Below are 21,638 nucleotides of genomic sequence, written 5' to 3'. Positions count from 1 at the left end.
TTAACATGAACCTCGCAGATCTCCTATTTGAATTTGAGTAAAAATAAATAGCTTATAATCAGGTTTTTATTGAATATTTTATTTTTTTCTTAGGAAAAAGGATTCATTTCGGGCACTATAGGATAAATACCCATTAGAATGAGCCAAAAAGATTATAAACAGTTAGAGGATTTTTTGATTGACGATACTTTTCAGAAGTATTGCTCCGGAGAGGATAAAAACTGTATCCTTTACTGGCAACAATACAGCTTAAATCATCCCGAGCAGGCTGAAATGATCTTAAAAGCAAAACGTCTTTACCAAATATTGGTCGGAAACCGAAAATCCGTCCATGAACAAATGGAGAGATTGAAAACTGATCTTCAAAATGCTCCAGTTGAATCTTCACCTATCCGTCGAATAGCATGGCAAAGATGGGCTGCTATTGCTGCGGTATTCGTTGCTTTAGTGGCGGGCGGAATATGGTATTATACAGTTCCGACACAAGATATCGTCTCTCAGGAGCTGACCGATATTGGTCAGGTTTACCAGACAAAGAAGGGTGAGAAAAAGACTTTTGAGTTAATTGACGGTAGTACTGTCACCTTAAACTCTGCGAGTAAATTGGAGGTATCTTCGGATTTTAACCGTGAATTGCGCCTTGTGAAATTAGTTGGTGAAGGCTATTTTCAGGTCGCGAAGAATAAAGAAAAACCATTTATGGTGCAGGCTTCTGACTTTGATATCAAAGTTTTGGGAACAACCTTCAATGTGAAAAGTTATCCCGAAGAGCCAACAGCTGAAGCTGTATTGGTGGAGGGATCCATTGAGATGAAAAGCAAAGGGCAGCGCGAGAATTCCGTTGTCATTAAGCCAAATCAAAAAATTACGATATTCAAAAATCAGGCTGAGCTTTTAGTTGATGCATCTAAGGGAGATAAACCAACCCTAGGTAAATTGCCCATTAAAGAAATTGCCATCGAAAATATCCCCGTAGTGGAGTCAAATGCCACCGAAATACCTGATATCGCCTGGAAGGAAAATAGATTAGAAATTGTGGACCAAGATTTCGAAACTTTACGACGCACCCTGGAGCGTTGGTATGACGTGGATATTCAGCTTCAAAGCGAGCAGTTAAAGCAGTATCGCTTCACGGCAACCTTTAGCAAAGAAAACATTACTCAGGTACTGAGTGCTTTACAAAAAGTCGAACCTTTTAAATTTGAATTATATGGGAAAAAAATAACTATCTCAGAAAAATAAAAAGGATGGTGGACCAACACCATCCTTCATTGAAAAAATGATTAACCAAAAGCAGCAACATTGGGGCGTGCTGCTTAATATTAATTTTAACCAACACTAAAATATGATTAAAAATTGCTTATTGCAAATGCGCAATGGATATATTGTGCATTTTAGATTCATTATCCGGATGAAACTAGCCTTAATTATGACTACGTGTGCTGTAATCAATGTCTCAGCATCTGTATTTTCCCAACAAAAAGTTTCCTTGGATGTTCAAAAGACAAAACTGAGCAAGGTACTTAAGCTGATCGAAGAGCAAAGTGATTATTACTTTGTTTATAATTCGACCAACGAGAATTTAAATAAAGAAGTGTCTGTCAATGTCAATAATACAAAGGTATTGGACGTTCTGGCGAAGCTTTTCAATAAAAGTGGACTGGTGTATTCGGTATCTAAAGAAGGCCTTGTTGTGGTGAGTCAACAGCAACAGGTTTCCGTTTCGGGTTCAGTAACAGACGACAAAGGAAATCCATTAGCAGGAGCCAGTGTCCGTGTTAAAGGAACAGCTGTCGGACGGGCGACCGATATCAATGGACGGTTTTCCATTGAAGCTACTACTGGTAATACGTTGATTGTTTCTTTTGCGGGCTATGCTTCGCAGGAAGTGGCTGTGACGAAAGATGGTGACATGAAAATCATTTTGGTGGAAGACAACCGGATGTTAAATGAGGTCGTAGTTACCGCATTGGGGATGAAAAAAGAAAAACGTTCGCTAGGGTATTCCGTAACACAGGTTGCCGGGGAGTCCCTGACCACGGCGCGCGAAAATAATGTGATGAATGCTTTAGCGGGAAAAGTAGCCGGTTTGGATATTGGAAGTACCGCAGGCGGGGCTGGTGCGGCTACAAATGTAACGATTCGGGGCGTATCGAGTATTAACCAGACAAGTCAGCCATTATATGTTATCAATGGTATACCGATGGAGAGTAAACCGGTCGGCCTAAATAATAGCAACTCACGCGGAAATTCCGGAAGTCAATGGGATAATGCCCCAGATTTAGGAGACGCGATCAGTAATATCAATCCTGACGATATTGAAAGTATTTCTGTATTAAAAGGTGCAGCAGCCTCTGCTTTATATGGTTCCCGTGCAAAAGCGGGTGTTATTTTGATAACAACGAAATCGGGAAAAGGTAATTCTATCGATTTTAGCAGCAACTATGTAGCAGAAAAAATCATTGATCAAACCAATTGGCAGACGGAATATGGCCATGGCGGGGGCGGTATCAAACCAACAAATATCGATAATGCACTATCCACAGGAGCAAGCAGCTGGGGGGCAAAATTAGATGGATCTCAAGTGTTGCAGTTCGATGGCAAGGAAAGACCTTATTCACTGCAGAAGGGTAATATGGGGCGTTTCTATCGCACTGGAAATACCTGGACAAATACGATCGCCCTAAATAAGTCATTCGAAGGGGGATCCATTCGATTATCCGGTACAGATGTGAAAAACAAGTCTGTCGTTCCGAACTCAGGATTGGATCGCCAATCATTTAACCTCGCAGGTTTATTTGAGCCATTAAAAGGCCTGACCGTTGACGGACGGATTAATTTAATCTACGAACAGGTCAAAAACCGGCCCATGTTGTCCGATGGGGCGGGAAATGCCAATTTTAATGTGATGTTTTTACCAACATCTATTAATGTAAATGATTTAAAACCTTGGAAAGATACAGAGGGTAACGAAATTGGATATTCCGGCAACGCCTATGCAACCAATCCTTGGTTTGCCGCTTATGAATTTCAGAACAATACGAGCAGAAAGAGAACGCTTAGTTCATTGACCGCAAGATATACCTTGGAAAATGGCCTGTTTTTCCAGGGACGTGCTGGACGTGATTCCTATGCTGACCGATATAAAAATGTAGTTGCTTCTGGTACTGCCTATTATAGAAGGGGAAAGATCTCTGAACAAAACACAAATTTTGATGACATTAACGCGGATATCTTAGTTGGAAAACAATTTACTTTCGGTGATTATTCAATCACACCAAATGTTGGTGCAAGTTACCGAAACACCAAGTCCAAGCAAATTACAAACAATGGGGTTGATTTGGCTGTGTTTGGTAATTATAATATCGCCAATGCCGAGAATAAATCCTTAGAATATGTAGAATCAGAACAAGAAACACAATCGACTTATGGTACATTGGAGTTTGCATACAAAGACATACTTTATTTGACGGGTAGTCTTCGTTCGGACTGGTTCTCTACATTAGCAGCACCCGGGTACGATAATAAGCTTAATTCAGTCTATCCTTCTGTCTCTGCATCGTTTGTGTATTCGGAATATCTAAAAGCTCCATGGCTTAATTTTGGTAAATTGAGAGCTGGTTATGCGACTGTAGGTCAGGCAACGGATCCCTATCAAACCGCATTAAGTTATCGCTTACGTAGTGAAAGTCTAAATGGAACTCCATTGGGAATAATAGATAATACCGGTATTCCAAATTCGGGATTAATAGCGTCATCTGCTTCGGAACTAGAAATCGGTACTGAAATGAGGTTATTTAATGACCGGATTAATTTGGACCTTACTTGGTACAATAAGAAGTCTAAAAACGAAATTACCTTTATTACAACACCTTCCTCAAGTGGATTTAGCTCAGCGGTTTTAAACGCTGGTGAAATGCAGAATAAGGGGTTTGAAGCATTGATATCAACTACAATCATCAAGAATCAAAAATTTAAATGGATTTCGACGATTAATGGATCGTATAATGATAACAAGATATTATCGCTAGCTGACGGGTTTAATTTCCAATCTGTTGCCATGTCCAGAACCGGAGCCGGCTCTGTCGCCAATATGAAAGGTTATGCCGCATTTCAGGTGATGGCTTTTGACAATAAGTATGATAAAGACGGTAATGTGGTTATGCTGGCGGATGGGAGGTCTCCTGCCAGAGGTGAATTGACTCCCTATGGATCTGCTTTTAACAAATGGTTCGCAGGGTTGAATAATGAATTTTCCTATGATAGATTTAGTTTTTCTTTCCTAATTGACGGTAAATGGGGCGGTAAATTATTCTCTGCAACGGATTTCTATGGGTATACCTTTGGTTTGCATAAGGAGACTTTGGATAAACGAGAGGAATATGCCGCAAATGCATCAACCTATTATGCGAATGTTGCTAATAATACATCTAAGATCTTTGTGCACAGTGCTGATTTTGTGAAATTGAGACAGGTGATCTTAGGCTATACATTTCCTTCCAATCTATTTAACAATAAGATCAAATCCATTAATGTAAGCGCCGTGGGACGCAATCTGCTTGTGTTAATGAAAAAGACTGACAATGTGGATCCTGAATCAAGCTATAATGCGACATTCCCGGGACTGGAACTAGGTGGGGTACCTGCGGTACGCACCTTTGGACTTAACTTAAGTGCTAAATTTTAAGCGGACGAAATCATGAAAAAAAATATAAGACCCATTATAACAACATTAGCTGTCGCATGTTTGCTAACGGCGACAAGTTGTACCAAGGATTTTGATAAAATTAATACAAATCCTGTAACTAATATATCGGACAAGTTTAATCCAAATTTTGTCTTGTCATCTGCCCAACTGAACTATACCGGTAGTCTTGATCTGGCATATGACTCTTTTCGAAGTAATTTTTCGCTTGCAGGACCTATCGTGCAAGCATTAGCAAATTGTACACAGGAGTGGAGAGGTGACAAGTATCTAATTTTTGAGGAACATACAGCTGCATATTGGGGAACGGGTTCAGTGGGAAGTTATATTGAACAGGTAAGAAATATTGTTGATGTAATTGAAAACACAAGAGGGAAAGAACAGTATAAGAATTTGTATCAGGTAGCTCGTATTTGGCGAGCAGTGATATTGGCTCGTATCACAGATTTGTACGGGGATGTACCATATTCCGAAGCAGGATTGGGATATTATCAAAAAATTTATCTGCCGAAATATGACAAGCAACAAGATATTTACAACTCCATGTTGAAAGAACTTGATGAGGCATCCACTGCATTGCAGCTGGGAGGAGATAAGGTTTCTGGTGATATTATTTATAAAGGTGATATCAATAAATGGAAAAAATTCGCAAATTCGTTTATGCTTCGCTTAGCAATGCGACTTGTGAAAGTTGATGAAGGCAAAGCAAAGGAATATGCACAAAAGGCAATAACAAATACATTTGCTTCAAACGAAGATAATGCTTTCATAAAGCATGACGTTAATGGTGCCCGTATTACACAAAATAGAAATAGCCAGGTATTATTGGGACTTGTAGGATCCCAAGACTATTATTATGGGAAATGGTCAAATACATTTATTGATTTTCTGAAAAAATCCAATGACCCAAGGCTGGGGAAGATTGCGGTTACAAAAATATACACAAGCTTGTCAAATAAGAATCAAAGTGCAAATTATGTGACTAATCCTGATGTTCAAAAAGGGATGCCTAATGGTAAACAGGTAGATGCGGCCAATGGAAATGCTTTTGATATTCGCAAAGACCCGAGCTTCACGGATTATCCGGACTACTCTTCTCCCAATCCCAATATGTTTAAACTCGATGGAATAACTTTTATATTAAGTTATGGTCAAACAGAACTGTTGAAAGCTGAAGCCGCAAAACGTTGGGGAATTGGCGGAACAGCACAGGCACACTACCAAAATGGGGTAAAGGCAGCCATGACATGTTTAAGTCAGTATGATGCGAAATTGGCAATAGCTGACGGAGAGGCAGATGCTTATCTTAAAGCCAATCCATATAACGATACAGAAGGACTAAAACAGATTAACGAACAATACTGGGCACATACAAATACATTGTTAGATTTTTATGAGTCTTGGAATAATTGGAAGAGATCAGGTTTCCCGAATCTTATCCCGGTGAAGCATCCCAATAATAGCACTGGCGGGGTGATTCCAAGGCGATACCCATATCCTATAAGCGAAGCATCAAATAACCCAGACCATTATAAGACCGCTTCAAATGCGGTAACTGGCGGAGATTCTTATACCGGCCGGGTCTGGTGGGACAAATAATCACAATGGTTTGTTTTTTTTGAGGCCGAACTTTCGTAGTTTGGCCTCTTTAAACCTCTTATAAAATACTATGAACCTAAAAAATCAAATTTTGCTATTGGCGATGTTGCCATGCATGCTCTTTTCATGCAACAATGCCAGCGAACAACAGAAAGAAAATAAGGCTTCAAAAGCCAAGTCATTGACCGGGACTTATAGACTCCTGGAAAGTAAAACAATCAAAGGGAAAGATACAGTGACCGCATTTACTGATACCAGCAAAACCGAAATGTTTAAGATGTTTAATGAAGATCATTTTTCTTTTTTTAACCACGATAAAGAGAAAGGGAAAGGGAAAGAACCTCATTTTCTTGCCGGTGGAGGAACTTATTCATTTGACGGTAAAAATTACCAGGAACGGCTACAATATTGTAGCCTCCGTGATTGGGAAAGCAATAAGTTCGATTTCGAACTGGAATTTAAAGGGGATACACTTATTCAACGGGGGGAGGAGAACTTACCTGAACTCGGTGTAAAACATACTATTATAGAAACCTATCTAAAAATAAAATAATATAACACTGGCTTATTGAAGATTTTATAAAACTTCATAAAGTACTTTTTGTTAATGCAAGCACTCAAAGTATTCTTTGGGTGTTTTTTTATTGCTTAAAAACAGTAATAAAGTTGTTTATTGCGGTTTACGAGCGCTTCGTTATTTATTTTAGAAAAAAAAATAAAATTATATTGCAACATTTTCCAACGCTTTCCGACTATAGAATAGAAACATAGAAAATTAACAGTATTAAATAATACACGTGCAGAATCAACTTAGCGATAGAGACTTATTAGCGATGTGCCAGTCCGGTAACGAATCAGGGTTTGCACAGCTTTATCATCGCTATGCGAAGAAGATTTTTAACTCGATCTATCGGATTTTGTCCAATCAGGAGGAGAGCGAGGATATTTTACAGGAGACTTTTGTGGAGTTTTTTTCAAAATCTGATAAGTGGCATGCGGTACTAAATGTTGAGGCTTGGTTGCGGCGGATGGGGGTGAATAAAGCTATCTCTCTCTTACGAAAGAATAAGCAATATCACACACCGATTGATGATCTGGAAATCCGGGACGAGGGTGAAGATGAGTTATTGGAAAAGGAGTGGCGGGAATGTCGATTAACTGATCTGGAATCGGTCATTGATCAGTTGACCGGGATACCCAAAATGATTATCAATCTTTATCTTTTTGAAGATATGAGTCATGATGAAGTTGCTGAGTCTTTGGGTATGACGGCCGTAGCGGTAAGGAGTCAATACCATCGGGCCAAAAAGAAAATTTACGAACAATTGAAGGAGAGGTATAATTATGCGGGATAATTTGAAAGATTTTGTAAATGCGAATCGGGATGCATTTGATCATAGAGAACCTTCTGCGGATTTATGGAATAAAATCAAACCACAGGTAGTTCCTCCGGTACAGGAAAAGAGAATTAAACCATTATGGCGATGGGCAAGCATTGCAGCAGCGACATTATTGGTAGGTACTACTACATTACTGATTTTTAATCAGAAAGAAGATCATGCGACCAAAGTAGCAGAAGGAAGACCAGTTTCTGTCCAAAAGGATGCTTTAGAAACAATGACACCTGCACAGCAGGGAGTTTCTGTAGAAATTGAAAGGAAGGAGCCGGTTCGAATCATACAAACAATGCCAAATGTTCAAAAAATAAATCGTGTGGCTAAAGTGAAGGGGCAAAAAGCAGTTCAGGACAAGGGCCTGTCGGTCAAAAAACAGGATTATATGGAAATGCTTCAGGATTCCACTTGGGCAAGTACACGTCTTGCAGCCATACTTGGTTTACAAAAACAAGGTGGTCTGAATGACGATGAAACACGAGTGCTGGAGAAAATGGCAGTTTCTGATGAAAGCAGCAATGTACGTATGGCAGCCATTGAGACCTTATTGGAAGGAATGACACCGGAAGCCAGGCAACAGAAAGTTCAGGATTTTTTCGTCGCACAGAATGATCCTACATTGCAGGTCGAACTGATGCAAATGATCGGGCAGCGAGACGAGCTGGAAATGAAAAACAGCACAAAGGACAAACTGAATGCGATCGTGGAAGATCCCTTTACATTGAAGTTTGTAAAAGAGCAGGCCTATGCCGTGTTGTTGCATCAATAAGGGCACAGAGCGATAAGGACTACCAAACAAATGGGATAGACGGAGCTAGCGAATACAGGGAAGATTTGAAAAATATTAGATAAAGAAACAATAAAATTAAGGAGATGAAAAGGATAAGAATAATCATCATGGGAATGGCGCTGCTTTTTGCACATGCATTGCAGGCGCAGATATCAGAGAATGTGGAGGGGGCTGTACCGCCGAAGCCTCCCAGACCGCCAAGAGCAATTCGAGGTGCTGTTGGAAATAGTGGAAATAAGGTTTGGAAAGAGTTTAAAGTACCTGTTTTAGGAGAGAAGTTATTGCTAAAATTTGATAATGTGGCTGTCGAAGGCTATAATGGTAAAGAAGTTTTAATTACGGCGAATGTAGAGGAACAGGAAGAAAACGACCGTACTAAAGGTTTACGCGTTGTAAACGGTTCCGGCCTGTCCGATAATTCGGGAATGGGGATGAATATCCAAAATAATGCTGGCGTGACCGAAATCAGTATAGTAGGCATGCCAATGGAGGATTCCATTCATGTGCGGGTTCCTTTTAATCTTCCTATTAGCGTAAAAGGCCGCGGAGGTTTCTTTAATGGGGGGGGGATTGAGGTGAAAGATATTCGCGCAGAAGTGGAGATTTCCAGCACGATGGGGGATGTCAAAGTGATCAATGTAACAGGACCGATTAATGTAAAGGTTGCTCAGGGGGATGTTGTTGCTAAATTTGTGCAACCGGTCAAAGGGCCTATTTCGCTCATTGCCGCAATGGGGGCGGTGGATGTGGCTTTCCCAGCAAAATTCGGCGCCAACGTAGATATGAAGACCTCAATGGGTAATATCTATGCGGCAGATGAATTTCAATTTGAAAAGCCTGTTGAGGAACCTAAAAGTAGTCCTTACAACATGTCAAATACTGTTAAAGGAAAAATGAATGGTGGCGGACAGGATGTGATCCTGAAGACTTCTATGGGTGATATCTATATTAGATCCCAAAAATAGTAGGTGAAGTGTTGAAATAGGCTGACCACGTTTAGCATACAAACGCAAAAAACCTTAACTACCGAACAGGTATTTAAGGTTTTTTTTGATGCGTTTTCAGTTGTGCCTAAAGTTCTGAAATAGGTCTGTTATTTTTTCGGTTCCATGCGTACCAAATACTGATCATTTTCATCTTCATATAAAATCTGGACTACCCAGCCCAGTTCATGGGATATGTTGATCAGTTTATCCTGATCTAAATACAGCCATTTGAAGGGAATGCCCCTTTGTCCTTTATATTCGTATTGATATTGAATCTCTCCAAAATAGTAGGGAGGCTTTTTGACCTTATAATCTTCATAGAGATAAGCGATATCTGAAGAATCAAAAATAAGTTGTCCCTTTTCAGTGAGGAGCTCTTTACTATGGTGTAATAGTCTTTTAAACCCTTCAAGATCGCCAGCGATACCAACGCCGTTCATGAGAAACAGTAGCGTGTCGTAACGTTGTCCACTGTACTCGTAAAAATCTTCATGTATAATACGTTGTACCCCACGTTGCTGCATAATATGACAGGCTGTTTGCGATATTTCCAAGGCATCGACTTCAAATCCTTTTTCTTGTAAATATAGGCTGTGGCCACCCACTCCTGCTCCTACATCCAACACCCGTCCATCACAGAGCGATAATCCAATGAACTCCAGTTCCGGAAAATCGTCGGCATCCCTAAAGAAAACTTCAACAGGCATTTCCTCTTGGTCGCCATAGCTCGTATGTAGTGTTAAAGGGAATTTCTCTTCTTGATGGACAAAGTAATCATCCAAAGCTTCGCCATATACGTCTCTATACATTGTCATTATCAATCATTAATACTTTTTTTGCGATATAGATGGAATCCTCGTCACCAGTATGTTTCATGGGCTCATCTGAAAGTTTTATGACAGGTGTCCATTGATCGTCTTCTGGGAGGGCGTCAGTCATTTTGATGACGATGTTCATGGGCTTAAGTCCTACATCGTTGGTAAAGTTGGTGCCAACGCCAAAGGAGTGTAATATCTTGCCTTCGCAATAATTCGCTATGCGCTCAACTTTATCGTAATCAAGCCCATCGGAAAATATAATTGTCTTTGACAGCGGATCTATGCCATTTTTCTTGTAATGCGCAATAACCTTGTCCGTAAATTCCAGCGGGTCGCCACTGTCGTGTCGTACACCGTCAAATAATTTGGTGAGCTTTTTATCGAATTGCTGAAAGAAAACTTCGGTGGTATAGGTATCGGATAACGCAATCCCAAGGTCGCCCCGATAGACATCAGACCAGTGTTCCAGCCCCAGCAAGTTAGCCATTTTATAGCCATATTTAGCGGCGTGAAACATAAACCATTCGTGTGCATGCGTGCCAATGGGTTTGGTTTCATATTTCATGGCCAGATGAACGTTGCTGGTTCCAATAAAGGTTCTTTCTCCGTATTGCTTTAATGTACGGACAACCAGATCGTGAACTTCATAGGAATGCCTTCTACGGGTGCCAAAATCAGCGATGGTAATATGGAGTTTTTTATATTTTTCAATTTTGTCTTTGGCCGTGGCGATGACTTCCTCATCTGATGCACGGATTAAGCCTTGTGATTCATAGAAAAGCTCACAGATAAGCGACATTAACGGTACCTCCCAGAGAATAGTACGATACCAGTACCCTTCGATGACAACCTCTAAATCAGGCCCATCCTGTGTGATCTTAACTTCATCGGGATCATAACGATAACCTTGCAGAAAATCAAAATAGGTCGGGTCGATGTATGGGCAGGTTCTCGCGAAAAAGGCTTTTTCAGCTTTGGTAAGCCGTAAGTCTGCCATTTCGTTTACAGCCTCCTTCAAAAGGACGTCGAACCCTTCCGGAAACTTGTGATGGCCCCGATTGATAAAGTGGTAGCGCGCCTTTGCCTTAGGAAAGAGCTTAACTACCGCATTCTGCATCGTGAATTTATAAAAGTCGTTATCTAATATAGAGGTGAATGAAGCCATCTTTATTAATCTGATTTTTGTTTGAGTTTGTAAATTTACTAATTAACATGAAATTGTGTGGATTGTTCATCATAAATAAAACTTTCGCGGTTCAATGGCTGCGCGAATAGCGCCGGAAATTTTTAATGGGATGACTAGGGGAGCAAAGGAAATTTACTGAAGTCTAAAGAGATTAAAAGAAGAATCAACAAGTGACCGGATTAAAAAAAAGCGGGTTAGTGATTCACTGACCCGCTTTTTATCCTAAATTTAATCTATTATCGTGTACGTGTTCTTTCAGAACCGCTGCCTGAACGGCTAGAGCCTTCAGATGATCTTGATCTTGGCGCTGAAGAGTTACCGCTATGTGCCGAACCTGATCTATCCACTGCGGGAGCCGAGGATCTAGTACGGGTGCTCTCATAGCTTCTATTTTGTACTGGCTGAGTAGCTTGGTTAACAGGCTGACTAGAACGCGTTCTACTGTTGCTTGTCTCATAGCTCCTATTTTGCACCGGTTGAGCAGGTTGGTATACGGGCTGGCTAGAACGAGTTCTGCTGTTACCCGATTCATAGTTACCATTTCTTTGCGGTGTCGTTGTTGGTTGCGAACCGCGTGAAGAATTGGCGTCAACAGTGGTTCCCTGTCTGGTTCTACCGGTAGAAGTAGGGTTATTATTATTTGTTGGATTCGACTGTCCGCCCGATCGTGTTCTGAAATCGTAATTATTTGAATTGGGAGTTGTTCCACTATTATTTCTGTTGGTTGTACCATTGTCTCTCGTTCTACTGTTATTGTCAGCAGAGCTACGTGTAGACCCGTTGCTGTTTGCATCATTACGTGATCTGACCGAGGCATTACCACTATTGTCTATATATAACTCCCGGTTTCCGGATCTGGAATTGATGTTATCCCGATTGGAAATGACACGGTTGTTGCGGTCCGATATCGCACTATTATTATTACGTGTGCGGGTCGATGCATCGACGACATTGGCCGGACGTGCAGATGAACGTGTGTTGCGGTCTACAGTCGGACGGTACATACTGATTTCATTTGTCCTCGTACGGCTGTTGCTGCTGCGTGCAGATCCGGGTCTGTCCGCATTGGTAATCCGATTGACCGTAACACTTCTCCCTGTATAACGTTCGATATCAGATCGACGCGGCCCACCGACATAGTAATTATTGTTGATGATAGTCGTATTGTTGATAACAGTAGTTCTATTATAGATGCTGTTATAATTTCGACGATTCACATAATATCTATCCATGTTTCGGTTCATAAAATGATTGACTGAAACAAAGGTCCAGAAGTTCATGGGGATATTGACAGAAACATTGATATTCATGCCGGGACCTAATGGAGCCCAGCCATAATAATCATTGCTTTGACGCCAGTTTACCCATGCTGGCCCCCATTCATAGTCAGGAACCCAACCCCAGCCGTAACGGTCATTGTAATTCCAACGACCATAGTGGAAAGGAGCCCAACCCCAATCGTAGTTGGAGACCCATGTATTGCCATAATCCGTCATTGACCAATAGCCATTGGTTGCATAAGGTTGGAAGTCGGGACCAGCATCCGGAATCCACACATATCCATAGTTTGGATCATTGACCCATTGTCCGTAAGGTGAAAGCTCATCATAGAACATCTGAAATGAAACACCGGAATTGTTATAATTGTTATATCCTGTGTTGTATCCTCCTCTTTGAGCCATGGAAGTTGTGCAACTTGTGAAAGAAGCAACTGCGATCAGACCCAATGCCCAATATTTTATATGTCTTAAATTTTTCATCTTCGTAATATTTTAAAGTATGACAAAACTCTATGCGATTGTCGTTGTTATTATGACAGCATAACGTATTAAATGGTTTAATCGGTACACTATAAATCTGATTTTTTTTATATAAAAGTCAAATTGATGATCTTTTTACATAAACGACAATTTTAGATACATATTTTTTATTTACCTTTACCGCTCGAATTGTTACGTGTTTGTTGAGTATATAAGGTGTTTTATGACACATTGATTTGACATAGACATATTTTTAAATGGCTAAAAAACTTCAGACTTTTTTTCTAGAATTCGCGAACATTCACCGTTTCTTATTACGGTTTTGGCGCGAATTAGTAACACCACCATACGAATTCAAGGAAATTATACGCCAATGCTATGAGATAGGCTATAAGTCGTTGCCTTTGATTAGTTTAACCGGATTTATCGTTGGCTTTGTTTTTACAAAACAGTCTCGTCCTTCGTTGGAAGAATTTGGTGCAACTTCGATGTTGCCATCCTTGATCTCCATTGCAATTGTTCGGGCTTTGGCCCCCCTCGTAACAGCTTTGATCGCCTCAGGTAAAGTGGGGTCACAGATCGGCGCTGAATTAAGTTCGATGAATGTGACCGAGCAGATCGATGCCATGGAGGTGTCGGGTACGAATCCTTATAAGTATTTGATTGTAAGTAGAATTTTAGCTACAACCATCGGTATTCCAGTCCTCTGTTTTTATGTGGCCGGTATTGGTCTCTTGGGTGGTTACCTCAGTATGATGAGTAAAGATGACTTGAGTTTTTTAAGTTTTTTTACACAGGTTTTTGAGACCATTGCTTTCAAAGATTTAGGGGCTATGGTATTGCGTGCGGTGATATTTGGTTTTACCATTGGAGCTGTTAGTTGCTATTGCGGCTATTTTTCTTCAAAAGGTACCGAGGGGGTAGGTAAAGCTGCCAACGCTGCTGTAGTCGCTTCAATGTTCCTTGTATTTATTGAGGAAATAATTATTGTTCAGGTTTTGTCGTTCTTTGGATAGTGGTATATGGAAAAAGCGAAATTAAATATAGATCATTCTCAATCTGTTATTGAAATCAGAAATGTAAGTAAGTCTTTTGGAGATAACCATGTGCTGAAGAATGTTAATCTAGATTTATATAAGGAAGAAAACCTTGTTGTTTTAGGTCGTTCAGGTACCGGTAAGTCGGTTCTGATTAAGTTGATTTCTGGCTTATTGAAACCCGATGAGGGTGCAATTGATGTATTGGGTGAATCTGTTACTGAATTAAACGATCGCCAACTACGTGAATTACGATTAAAAATAGGTTTTTCTTTCCAGAATAGCGCGCTTTATGACAGTATGACGGTTCGTGAGAATTTGGAGTTTCCTTTGGTGAGAAATAAACGGAAGCTGACACGGTCTGAGATTAATTATGCAGTGGAAGAGGTGTTGGATGGGGTAGGCTTATCTCAGGCAATCAACCAGATGCCATCTGAACTGTCCGGAGGTCAGCGTAAGCGGATTGGTATAGCGCGTACGCTAATCCTTAGGCCGGAGATTATGATGTACGATGAGCCCACGGCGGGTTTGGATCCGATTACCTGTTTGGATATTAATGGGTTGATTAATGAGGTTCAGGAGCGGTATAAGACTTCGTCAATTATTATTACACACGATTTGGCCTGTGCAAAAGAAGTCGGTGATCGTATTGTGATGTTACTGGACGGTAAATTTGAAAGACAGGGGTCTTTTGAGGAAATTTTTGATACAGACGACGCACGGGTAAGGGCGTTTTATAATTATAATTTTATTCTATAATATACATGAGTAAGGCAGAAAATAAAAGAGCTATCATTGTTGGTATTTTTGTTTTTTTAGGCGTATTGATTCTTTTGGCCGGGATTTTTATTTTAGGCAGTCAGCAGAAGAAATTTACAAGAAACATCGAGATCACCACTTCATTTCCTGATGTTGCAGGATTGAAAGTAGGAAGTAATGTGTGGTTTTCTGGAGTTAAGGTGGGCATTATTAAAAATATTCATTTTAAAAGTGTACAGGATGTCGAAGTTGTTTTGACTATTGAAGAGAAATCTGCAGAATATATCCGTAAGGATGCAGTCACGAAATTAGGCTCCGATGGACTGATCGGTAATAAAATTGTTGTTATTTCAGGGGGATCTCAAAATGCACCTACTGTAGAAACAGGTGACTTCCTGCGGTCCGCCAAAACTGCAGATATGGAAGCTATGATGGAGACATTGCAGGTGAATAACGAAAACCTGGCTAAGATTACCACAGACTTTGTCGAGATATCACGTGGATTGGCAGATGGCAAGGGGATGGTCGGTGCGATGTTGACCGATACGGCTATGGTGAATACATTACGTGCGAGTTTATTGTCCATCAGTGCGGCAATGAACAATGCGAACAAGGCATCGGCAAACTTGGTGACATTGACAAATTCGTTGAACAGCAACAGAGGTTTGATCCATGATCTGACCACAGATACGGCAATATTCTCCAATTTACGTCAATCTGCTGCTCAATTGCAGGGCGTTTCGCAGACCGCAAATGCATTGATCAATAATTTGAATAACGCCTCGAGCAGATTGAACGATAAGGATAATGCTGTAGGTGTCTTATTGAATGATCCTGCTTCCGCTAACCAGATTAAGTCGGCAATTAACAACTTGAATTCAAGTACCGAAAAGTTGGATGAGAATATGGAAGCCTTGCAACATAACTTCCTGCTACGCGGCTTCTTTAAGAAAAAAATGAAGGAAAATGCGAAGAAAGCCGAGTTACTTAAGGCAGATAGTGCACAGTAAACTGTCGTAAACATATTATCGAAAGGCTTTACGCTTGCGTAGAGCCTTTTTTTCTTTAATAAATAACAAACCATATGGGTTTTCAAACGAAACTTAGGCTTATAGTGAACGTTTGAATGACTTTTAGTTAAGAGGAAATGAATAAACCTGAAATTACGGATAAAGAGGTGATCTTTGAAGACAATCATCTGATAGCAATCAATAAAAGGGCAGGGGATATTGTACAAGTTGACGAAACCGGAGACCTTTCATTGGAAGACATGGTAAAGATCTACCTGAAAAAGAAGTATGATAAACCCAATGATGCTTACGTTGGGGTTATCCATCGTTTGGATCGACCGGTTAGCGGTATGATCCTTTTCGCGAAAACGAGCAAAGCCCTTGAGCGTATGAATAAGTTTTTTCAAGATCGCACGGTAAAGAAAACTTATTTTGCCATTGTGCGCCAACGTCCGCGAAATGCTGAAGGTAAATTGATCAACTGGTTAATTCGAAATAGACAGACGCGAGTGACCAAGGCATTTCCACGTGAAGTGAAGGGCGGTACCTATGCTGAATTGGATTACGCGGTGATAGGTGAGTTGAACGGATTTTACCTGTTACGTGTTGAACCTCTTACAGGCCGTACACATCAGATTCGTGCACAGCTGGCGGCGATGGGTTGCCCTATTGTCGGCGATAACAAATACGGATATCCAAGAGGAAGTTCATTGGGAAGTATCTGTTTGCACTCGCGATCGTTGGCGTTTATGCATCCCATCAAAAAAGAGCGGATGACATTGGAGGCTTCATTGCCGAAAGATGGTTTTTGGGACAAATTTGAAGCATTGGTACGCTAATCGTTAAATTTTCAGTAACTTTGGGCTATGAAATGGTTTAAATATCTACTCTTAATATTTACCTTAAGCTGCTCGATGGTGTCTATTTCCCGAGCACAGTGTGCCATGTGTACATTGAATGCCGAAAATTCTACCAAAGAAGGCAATATGCAGGGAAAGGGGTTGAACGACGGTATCTTATTTCTATTGGTGATTCCTTATCTGGCCGCTGCAGGACTGGGCTATCTATGGTATAAAAAATACCGAAAAAAGAATCCGCCAACCAAAAAGTTTGTTAACGAGATAAAGTAGAATCCAATGCCGACATCTAAATTTCATGCAATGATACATTCCAAATGTCCTAAATGTCATGTCGGAAATGTATTTGAAGGAAAGGTATATAGCTTGCGGAAGCAGCATATGAATGAAATATGCCCACATTGTGGTGTTAAATATGAGGTCGAGCCCGGCTATTTTTATGCAGCAATGTATGTTAGCTATGCACTTTCCGTAGCTGAAATTGTGTCAGTGTCTGTTGCTATTGCGATTTTGACGGGAAGTGAGTCGCCTTGGTTCTATTTGGGAGGTCTGGCTGTGACCATCTTAGTTTTCGCTCCCTTTAATTTCAGGTATTCCCGCTTGATCCTATTACATTTTTTAACGCCAAAAATAAGCTATGAACCTCGCTATGAGCTCGCTTTGGAAATAAAAGAGAAAGATAAGGAGGCGCAGGATAATAAGAAGAAATAACAATACTTAAAAAAATAAAGAGCTTTTTAGCTCTTTATTTTTTTAAGTATTTCATTGTACTGTCGAAAAGGAAAACTTTATCCTTGTACGACTCCGAAATAAGTTGTTGTAATGGTATCAAATGCACCTGCTGAAAATCCGTGATATGTTCTTCGGAAGGCAGGACGACTTGAATACAATAAGTCATTCCTTCGTGCGGGGACTGGAGCATTTCCAGAAAATGCACTCGAAATTTTTGGGATTGTACGATATTATCTTCAATCCAGGAAACGATCTCGTGATGGATTGTTTCTTCTGCTATAACAGATACATTGTATAAAAACATAAACAAAAATACGGTTTTATACGCTATTTTTGAATATTACGTTTAATTACTATATCTTGTAAAAATAAGGTTGCATTGGCTGCAATTTGGTATTTAATTACAATATTTGGGTTAAATGATAAGGACGTATTCGGGATTATGAGGTTGCAATTTTGGACTGTTTTATTTTTTTGTGCATTGACTATGTTAGGGTGCCAACAACATAAGGTTGACCCTATACCCATTAATCAATTCTTTTCCACACCTGAAAAATCAAATTTTAAAATTTCTCCCAATGGGCGGTTCATTGCTTATATCGGTATGGACAATCATTGCAAAAATATCTATTTGATAGATTTGATGGAGAAGGACAGCTCCAAGCAGCTCACTTATCAGAATGATATCAATGTAAAATCCTTTGTCTGGAATAACGATTCCAAAATTTCCTTTTTGACCGAGCAATCTGCCCAGGATAGTTTACGTTTATATGCTGTGGACATCAACACAGAAAAGATTTGGCCATTAATTAAACCTGCCCGTGCAAGATTCAGGTGGGTTCATCCGATGGTTTCCAACGGCGATAGTTTTGTTGCTGGAATCAATGACCGTGATTCCTCGTTTTTTGATCTGTATCGCATTTATTTGGACGGAAGACCCCGGGAACTGATTCTACAAAACCCCGGTAATATGAGTTCTTGGATTGCTTCCAATGATGGGCAGGTGCGTTTAGCAATTGCAAATGATTCGGTACAGCAATCAGTTCTTTTTCGGGTTTCTGAGAAAGAACCTTTTAAGGAGATTATACGCTGTGATGTCGAGAGTAGTTTCACTCCGTTGGGATATAAGGATAGTTCAGACCGTATTATTTATGCACTTTCAAATATAAATCGTGACAAGCTGGCTCTCATTAGTTATGATCTGGTCAACGAAAGGGAATTGGGAGAGCTGTATAGCCATAAAGAGGTCGATGTAAGTCCCGGAGGTTACTTCGCGGAGCAAAACCGCTTGTTGTTTGTTAATTATACAACTTCGAGACAGAGCCGGCATTTTTTTGACGAACAAACAAAACGGAAATATGATGAACTGTCTAAGCAAATTGATGGTTTTGAATTCCAGGTACTCAATACCGATGTTTCGGGAGAGAGAGTCATTATTAAAACCTATACAGATGTGAATCCCGGCGGGATTTATTTTTACGATTTTAGGTCAAAAAAATTGACCAAATTAACCGACAATAACTCGGATCTCAAAAGTAAGGAATTGGCTCCCAATGAATTTATTACCTACAAAGCGAGAGATGGCATGACGATCTCAGGGTATCTGACCTATCCTATACATTCCAACCGAAAAGATCTGCCGATGGTGGTACTGCCGCACGATGGTCCCAATGGACGCGAAGTATGGGGTTTTGACAATGAAGCACAATTTTTAGCCAACAGGGGATATTTGGTTTTTCAGATGAATTATCGGGGCTCAACAGGGTTTGGAAAGAAGTTTTGGACTGCTGGATTTAAGGAATGGGGTGGGAAAATTCAAGATGATATTACGGACGGGGTAAAATGGCTGATCAAAGAGGGGATTGCCGATAAAGATCGTGTGGCCATTGTGGGGAAAGGATTTGGGGGATATTCGGCATTACATGCTGCTTGCTTCAATTCAGACCTTTATAAATGTGCTGTTTCTTATTCAGGATATACCAATCTATTTACCTATTTTAGGGATATTCCACCGTATTTTAAGTCCTATGTGCAGAAAATGTATCAGATCGTAGGGAATCCTATTCGGGAAGCGGAGCTGTTTAAAAATATATCTCCTGTTTTTCATTCGGATAAGGTACGGATTCCTGTACTGTTAGTCCAAGGGGGCAAAGATCGATTTAGTTCGGTGACAGATGCAAACCAATTTGTTCAGAAACTGAAGAATAACCATGTTCCTGTGCAATATTTCCTAAAGGAAGATGAAGACAGAACTTTTAAAAAAGATGAGAATATATTTGGCTACTATAATGAACTGGAGCGATTTTTGGCAAAATATCTAGCGGACTAGGGACATTATATGAAAGCAGAGAAATACAGCTATCGAAAAAATTACGGACTATTGTTGATGTTTTTCATCGTCATCAGTGGTTTGTATATTTTTGCGCTTTTTCTATCCAGAAGCTATACCGAGTCCCATATAAAGAATGAATTTACCAATAGGAAATCGGAAATTTTTGATCAGACCTTGGTTCCTTTCAATGACTTTTTCCAAAATAGAATTCCTGAGGTCTCGTTTTATCAGGGCTTTTTGGACTCTGTACAAGCCGGAAAATATGCCTACAGTATTTTAAGTTCTTATCCTTTTGTGCGCGAAATCGGTTTTTTTGATTTACAATTTAACAATGATCATAATTTAAATTACGGTTTTATAGTCAATAATTTGAGAATTCAGCCTAAGACCATTACTTTTTTTACGGTATCCCGCTCGGGGCTGAACAAAAATACGATCCGTGACCGTGGTCAGATGGGGCTGCATTCGGAGGAAATCAATAACATTGGGGTTAAGCTCGCTACTTATATTGACAAGTTGCAGCCGAATGCTAAACTTTCTGACAAGGATATTTTAAAGGTATTCTATACGATCAGACCCGGACAGATTACCTATTTAAATATACCAAGGGTCAATGATTTGATCGTTTATAAAGCCATTATGGAGGGTAATCTGGACCATACTGTCGGCTATGAACAGGACATGTTCAATTTTCAGATCGACCCAATGTTTCTGGAGGTAAAAAATAGTTATGCCAATCTCTACGAAAAAGTGGAGATCGTCCCCTTGGTAGGGGCACCGATTACGCCCGAGAACGATGAAATTTCTACAGAAATGCCTTTACCGGGAGCTTTGGCAGATTATAAACTGCTCTTTAGATCAAGTAAAAGTTTTCTCTCGAAGGAAATAAACCGTAGTTTTTGGCCCGTATTGGGAGGTATATCCTTGATTTATATTATTTTGATCGCTATTCTATATTTAATTTATAGAAATTTAGAAATTAACGGGAGACTTTTTAAATTGCAATATGATTTTATCAACAATTTGACCCATGAGTTTAAGACGCCTGTAAGCGTTATAAAAATTGCTGGAAATAACATCAAGAGTGCACAAGTTTTATCCGATGAGGAGCGAAAGATGTATGGTAATATTTTGGATCAGGAAGCTGACCGGCTCAATAATCTGATGAATAAATTATTGTCATTTAGTCAAATTGAAAATAAAACCATCAAATTAAATAAAGAGGAGGTAGACTTGGAGGAATTTACCGAAAATTTGGTTGCTTCCTCAAGAATAAAATATGCTGACTTCAAAATTAGCACAAAAATTGATGTAAGAACATCGATGCTTGCCGATCCGGTGTTATTGAGCAGTGTATTTCAAAATATGATAGACAATGCCTACAAATATTCGAAAAATGGGCATAAAATCTTGGATATTGCGATACAACAAAATAAGAAGAATTTTGTTATTACTTTTAAGGACGAAGGAATTGGGATAGAGAAGGCAGAGTTTAACAATATCTTCAAAAAGTTTTATAGAATAAAAAGTCAATATAATCAGCAAGGAAGTATTGGTTTAGGTTTGGCTTTCTGTAAGGAGATCACTGAGTTTATTGGTGGAGATATTACGGTAAAAAGCCAATTGGGGCAAGGCACTACCTTCACGTTAGTATTTCCGGTTTAAAAACTAAA

Annotated in this window: 19 protein-coding genes; 15 read left to right on the top strand and 4 right to left on the bottom strand. The window is 39.9% G+C overall.

The window, feature by feature from the left end:
• Window positions 1-138 precede the first annotated feature (138 nt).
• The 7 genes from D7322_RS06215 (at window position 139) to D7322_RS06185 (ending at window position 9,453) form a co-directional block, all read left to right on the top strand.
• Window positions 139-1,242, top strand: coding sequence for a FecR family protein (locus D7322_RS06215; protein WP_121122339.1), 1,104 nt, complete (start codon window positions 139-141; stop codon window positions 1,240-1,242).
• Window positions 1,243-1,429: 187 nt separating this feature from the next.
• Window positions 1,430-4,687, top strand: a complete 3,258-nt coding sequence (locus tag D7322_RS06210; protein WP_245971266.1) for a SusC/RagA family TonB-linked outer membrane protein — start codon at window positions 1,430-1,432, stop codon at window positions 4,685-4,687.
• A gap of 12 nt (window positions 4,688-4,699) precedes the next feature.
• The gene (locus tag D7322_RS06205; RefSeq protein ID WP_121122337.1) at window positions 4,700-6,304 is read left to right on the top strand and encodes a SusD/RagB family nutrient-binding outer membrane lipoprotein; all 1,605 of its coding nucleotides are present in this window, start codon (window positions 4,700-4,702) and stop codon (window positions 6,302-6,304) included.
• A gap of 70 nt (window positions 6,305-6,374) precedes the next feature.
• The gene (locus D7322_RS06200; RefSeq protein WP_220700023.1) at window positions 6,375-6,857 is read left to right on the top strand and encodes a hypothetical protein; all 483 of its coding nucleotides are present in this window, start codon (window positions 6,375-6,377) and stop codon (window positions 6,855-6,857) included.
• A 244-nt stretch (window positions 6,858-7,101) separates the two neighbouring features.
• Window positions 7,102-7,659, top strand: a complete 558-nt coding sequence (locus tag D7322_RS06195) for an RNA polymerase sigma factor (RefSeq protein ID WP_147430301.1) — start codon at window positions 7,102-7,104, stop codon at window positions 7,657-7,659.
• Window positions 7,649-8,467 (top strand): hypothetical protein, encoded by an 819-nt coding sequence (locus D7322_RS06190; RefSeq protein ID WP_121122333.1) that lies wholly within the window; start codon window positions 7,649-7,651, stop codon window positions 8,465-8,467. The genes D7322_RS06195 and D7322_RS06190 overlap by 11 nt, the downstream gene beginning before the upstream one ends.
• Window positions 8,468-8,571: 104 nt before the next feature.
• Window positions 8,572-9,453 carry a DUF4097 family beta strand repeat-containing protein gene (locus tag D7322_RS06185; protein ID WP_121122331.1) on the top strand — a complete coding sequence of 294 codons (882 nt, stop codon included), beginning with the start codon at window positions 8,572-8,574 and terminating at the stop codon, window positions 9,451-9,453.
• A gap of 128 nt (window positions 9,454-9,581) precedes the next feature.
• Here D7322_RS06185 and D7322_RS06180 read toward each other — a convergent pair whose 3' ends face one another.
• From D7322_RS06180 to D7322_RS06170, 3 genes are all read right to left on the bottom strand, one after another.
• On the bottom strand, window positions 9,582-10,283 hold the full coding sequence (locus D7322_RS06180) for a class I SAM-dependent methyltransferase (RefSeq protein WP_121122329.1): 702 nt from the start codon (window positions 10,281-10,283) through the stop codon (window positions 9,582-9,584).
• The gene (pncB, locus tag D7322_RS06175; protein ID WP_121122327.1) at window positions 10,276-11,457 is read right to left on the bottom strand and encodes a nicotinate phosphoribosyltransferase; all 1,182 of its coding nucleotides are present in this window, start codon (window positions 11,455-11,457) and stop codon (window positions 10,276-10,278) included. The genes D7322_RS06180 and pncB overlap by 8 nt, the downstream gene beginning before the upstream one ends.
• 257 nt (window positions 11,458-11,714) lie before the next feature.
• Window positions 11,715-13,238 (bottom strand): DUF6600 domain-containing protein, encoded by a 1,524-nt coding sequence (locus D7322_RS06170; RefSeq protein ID WP_121122325.1) that lies wholly within the window; start codon window positions 13,236-13,238, stop codon window positions 11,715-11,717.
• Between the two features lie 257 nt (window positions 13,239-13,495).
• On the opposite strand from D7322_RS06170, the gene D7322_RS06165 reads away from it, so the two are divergent.
• From D7322_RS06165 to D7322_RS06140, 6 genes are all read left to right on the top strand, one after another.
• Window positions 13,496-14,254, top strand: a complete 759-nt coding sequence (locus tag D7322_RS06165; RefSeq protein ID WP_108635700.1) for an MlaE family ABC transporter permease — start codon at window positions 13,496-13,498, stop codon at window positions 14,252-14,254.
• Between the two features lie 6 nt (window positions 14,255-14,260).
• Entirely contained in the window at window positions 14,261-15,034 is a 774-nt protein-coding gene (locus D7322_RS06160; RefSeq protein ID WP_108635701.1) for an ABC transporter ATP-binding protein, read from the top strand.
• 5 nt (window positions 15,035-15,039) lie between these two features.
• The gene (locus D7322_RS06155) at window positions 15,040-16,044 is read left to right on the top strand and encodes an MlaD family protein (RefSeq protein WP_121122323.1); all 1,005 of its coding nucleotides are present in this window, start codon (window positions 15,040-15,042) and stop codon (window positions 16,042-16,044) included.
• A 137-nt stretch (window positions 16,045-16,181) separates the two neighbouring features.
• A complete protein-coding gene (locus D7322_RS06150) occupies window positions 16,182-16,883 on the top strand; it encodes an RluA family pseudouridine synthase (protein ID WP_121122321.1) in 702 nt (233 codons plus the stop codon).
• Window positions 16,884-16,910: 27 nt separating this feature from the next.
• A complete protein-coding gene (locus tag D7322_RS06145; RefSeq protein ID WP_121122319.1) occupies window positions 16,911-17,174 on the top strand; it encodes a hypothetical protein in 264 nt (87 codons plus the stop codon).
• 30 nt (window positions 17,175-17,204) lie between these two features.
• Window positions 17,205-17,612 carry a DUF983 domain-containing protein gene (locus tag D7322_RS06140; RefSeq protein ID WP_245971265.1) on the top strand — a complete coding sequence of 136 codons (408 nt, stop codon included), beginning with the start codon at window positions 17,205-17,207 and terminating at the stop codon, window positions 17,610-17,612.
• 34 nt (window positions 17,613-17,646) lie between these two features.
• Here D7322_RS06140 and D7322_RS06135 read toward each other — a convergent pair whose 3' ends face one another.
• Window positions 17,647-17,937: a DUF4286 family protein gene (locus tag D7322_RS06135; RefSeq protein ID WP_121122316.1), complete on the bottom strand. Its 291-nt coding sequence runs from the start codon at window positions 17,935-17,937 to the stop codon at window positions 17,647-17,649.
• Window positions 17,938-18,120: 183 nt separating this feature from the next.
• Here D7322_RS06135 and D7322_RS06130 point away from each other — a divergent pair, with 183 nt between their 5' ends.
• Together D7322_RS06130 and D7322_RS06125 are read left to right on the top strand one after the other, a co-directional pair.
• Complete coding sequence (locus D7322_RS06130; protein WP_245971264.1) at window positions 18,121-19,962, top strand: S9 family peptidase; 1,842 nt, start codon at window positions 18,121-18,123, stop codon at window positions 19,960-19,962.
• A gap of 9 nt (window positions 19,963-19,971) precedes the next feature.
• Window positions 19,972-21,630: a sensor histidine kinase gene (locus D7322_RS06125; protein ID WP_121122313.1), complete on the top strand. Its 1,659-nt coding sequence runs from the start codon at window positions 19,972-19,974 to the stop codon at window positions 21,628-21,630.
• The last annotated feature ends 8 nt before the right edge of the window (window positions 21,631-21,638 follow it).

This window comes from Sphingobacterium puteale, assembly GCF_003627955.1.
GTDB lineage: Bacteria > Bacteroidota > Bacteroidia > Sphingobacteriales > Sphingobacteriaceae > Sphingobacterium > Sphingobacterium puteale.
Note: the sequence above shows the minus strand (reverse complement) of the source record. Positions and strands in the feature narration are given on the sequence as shown.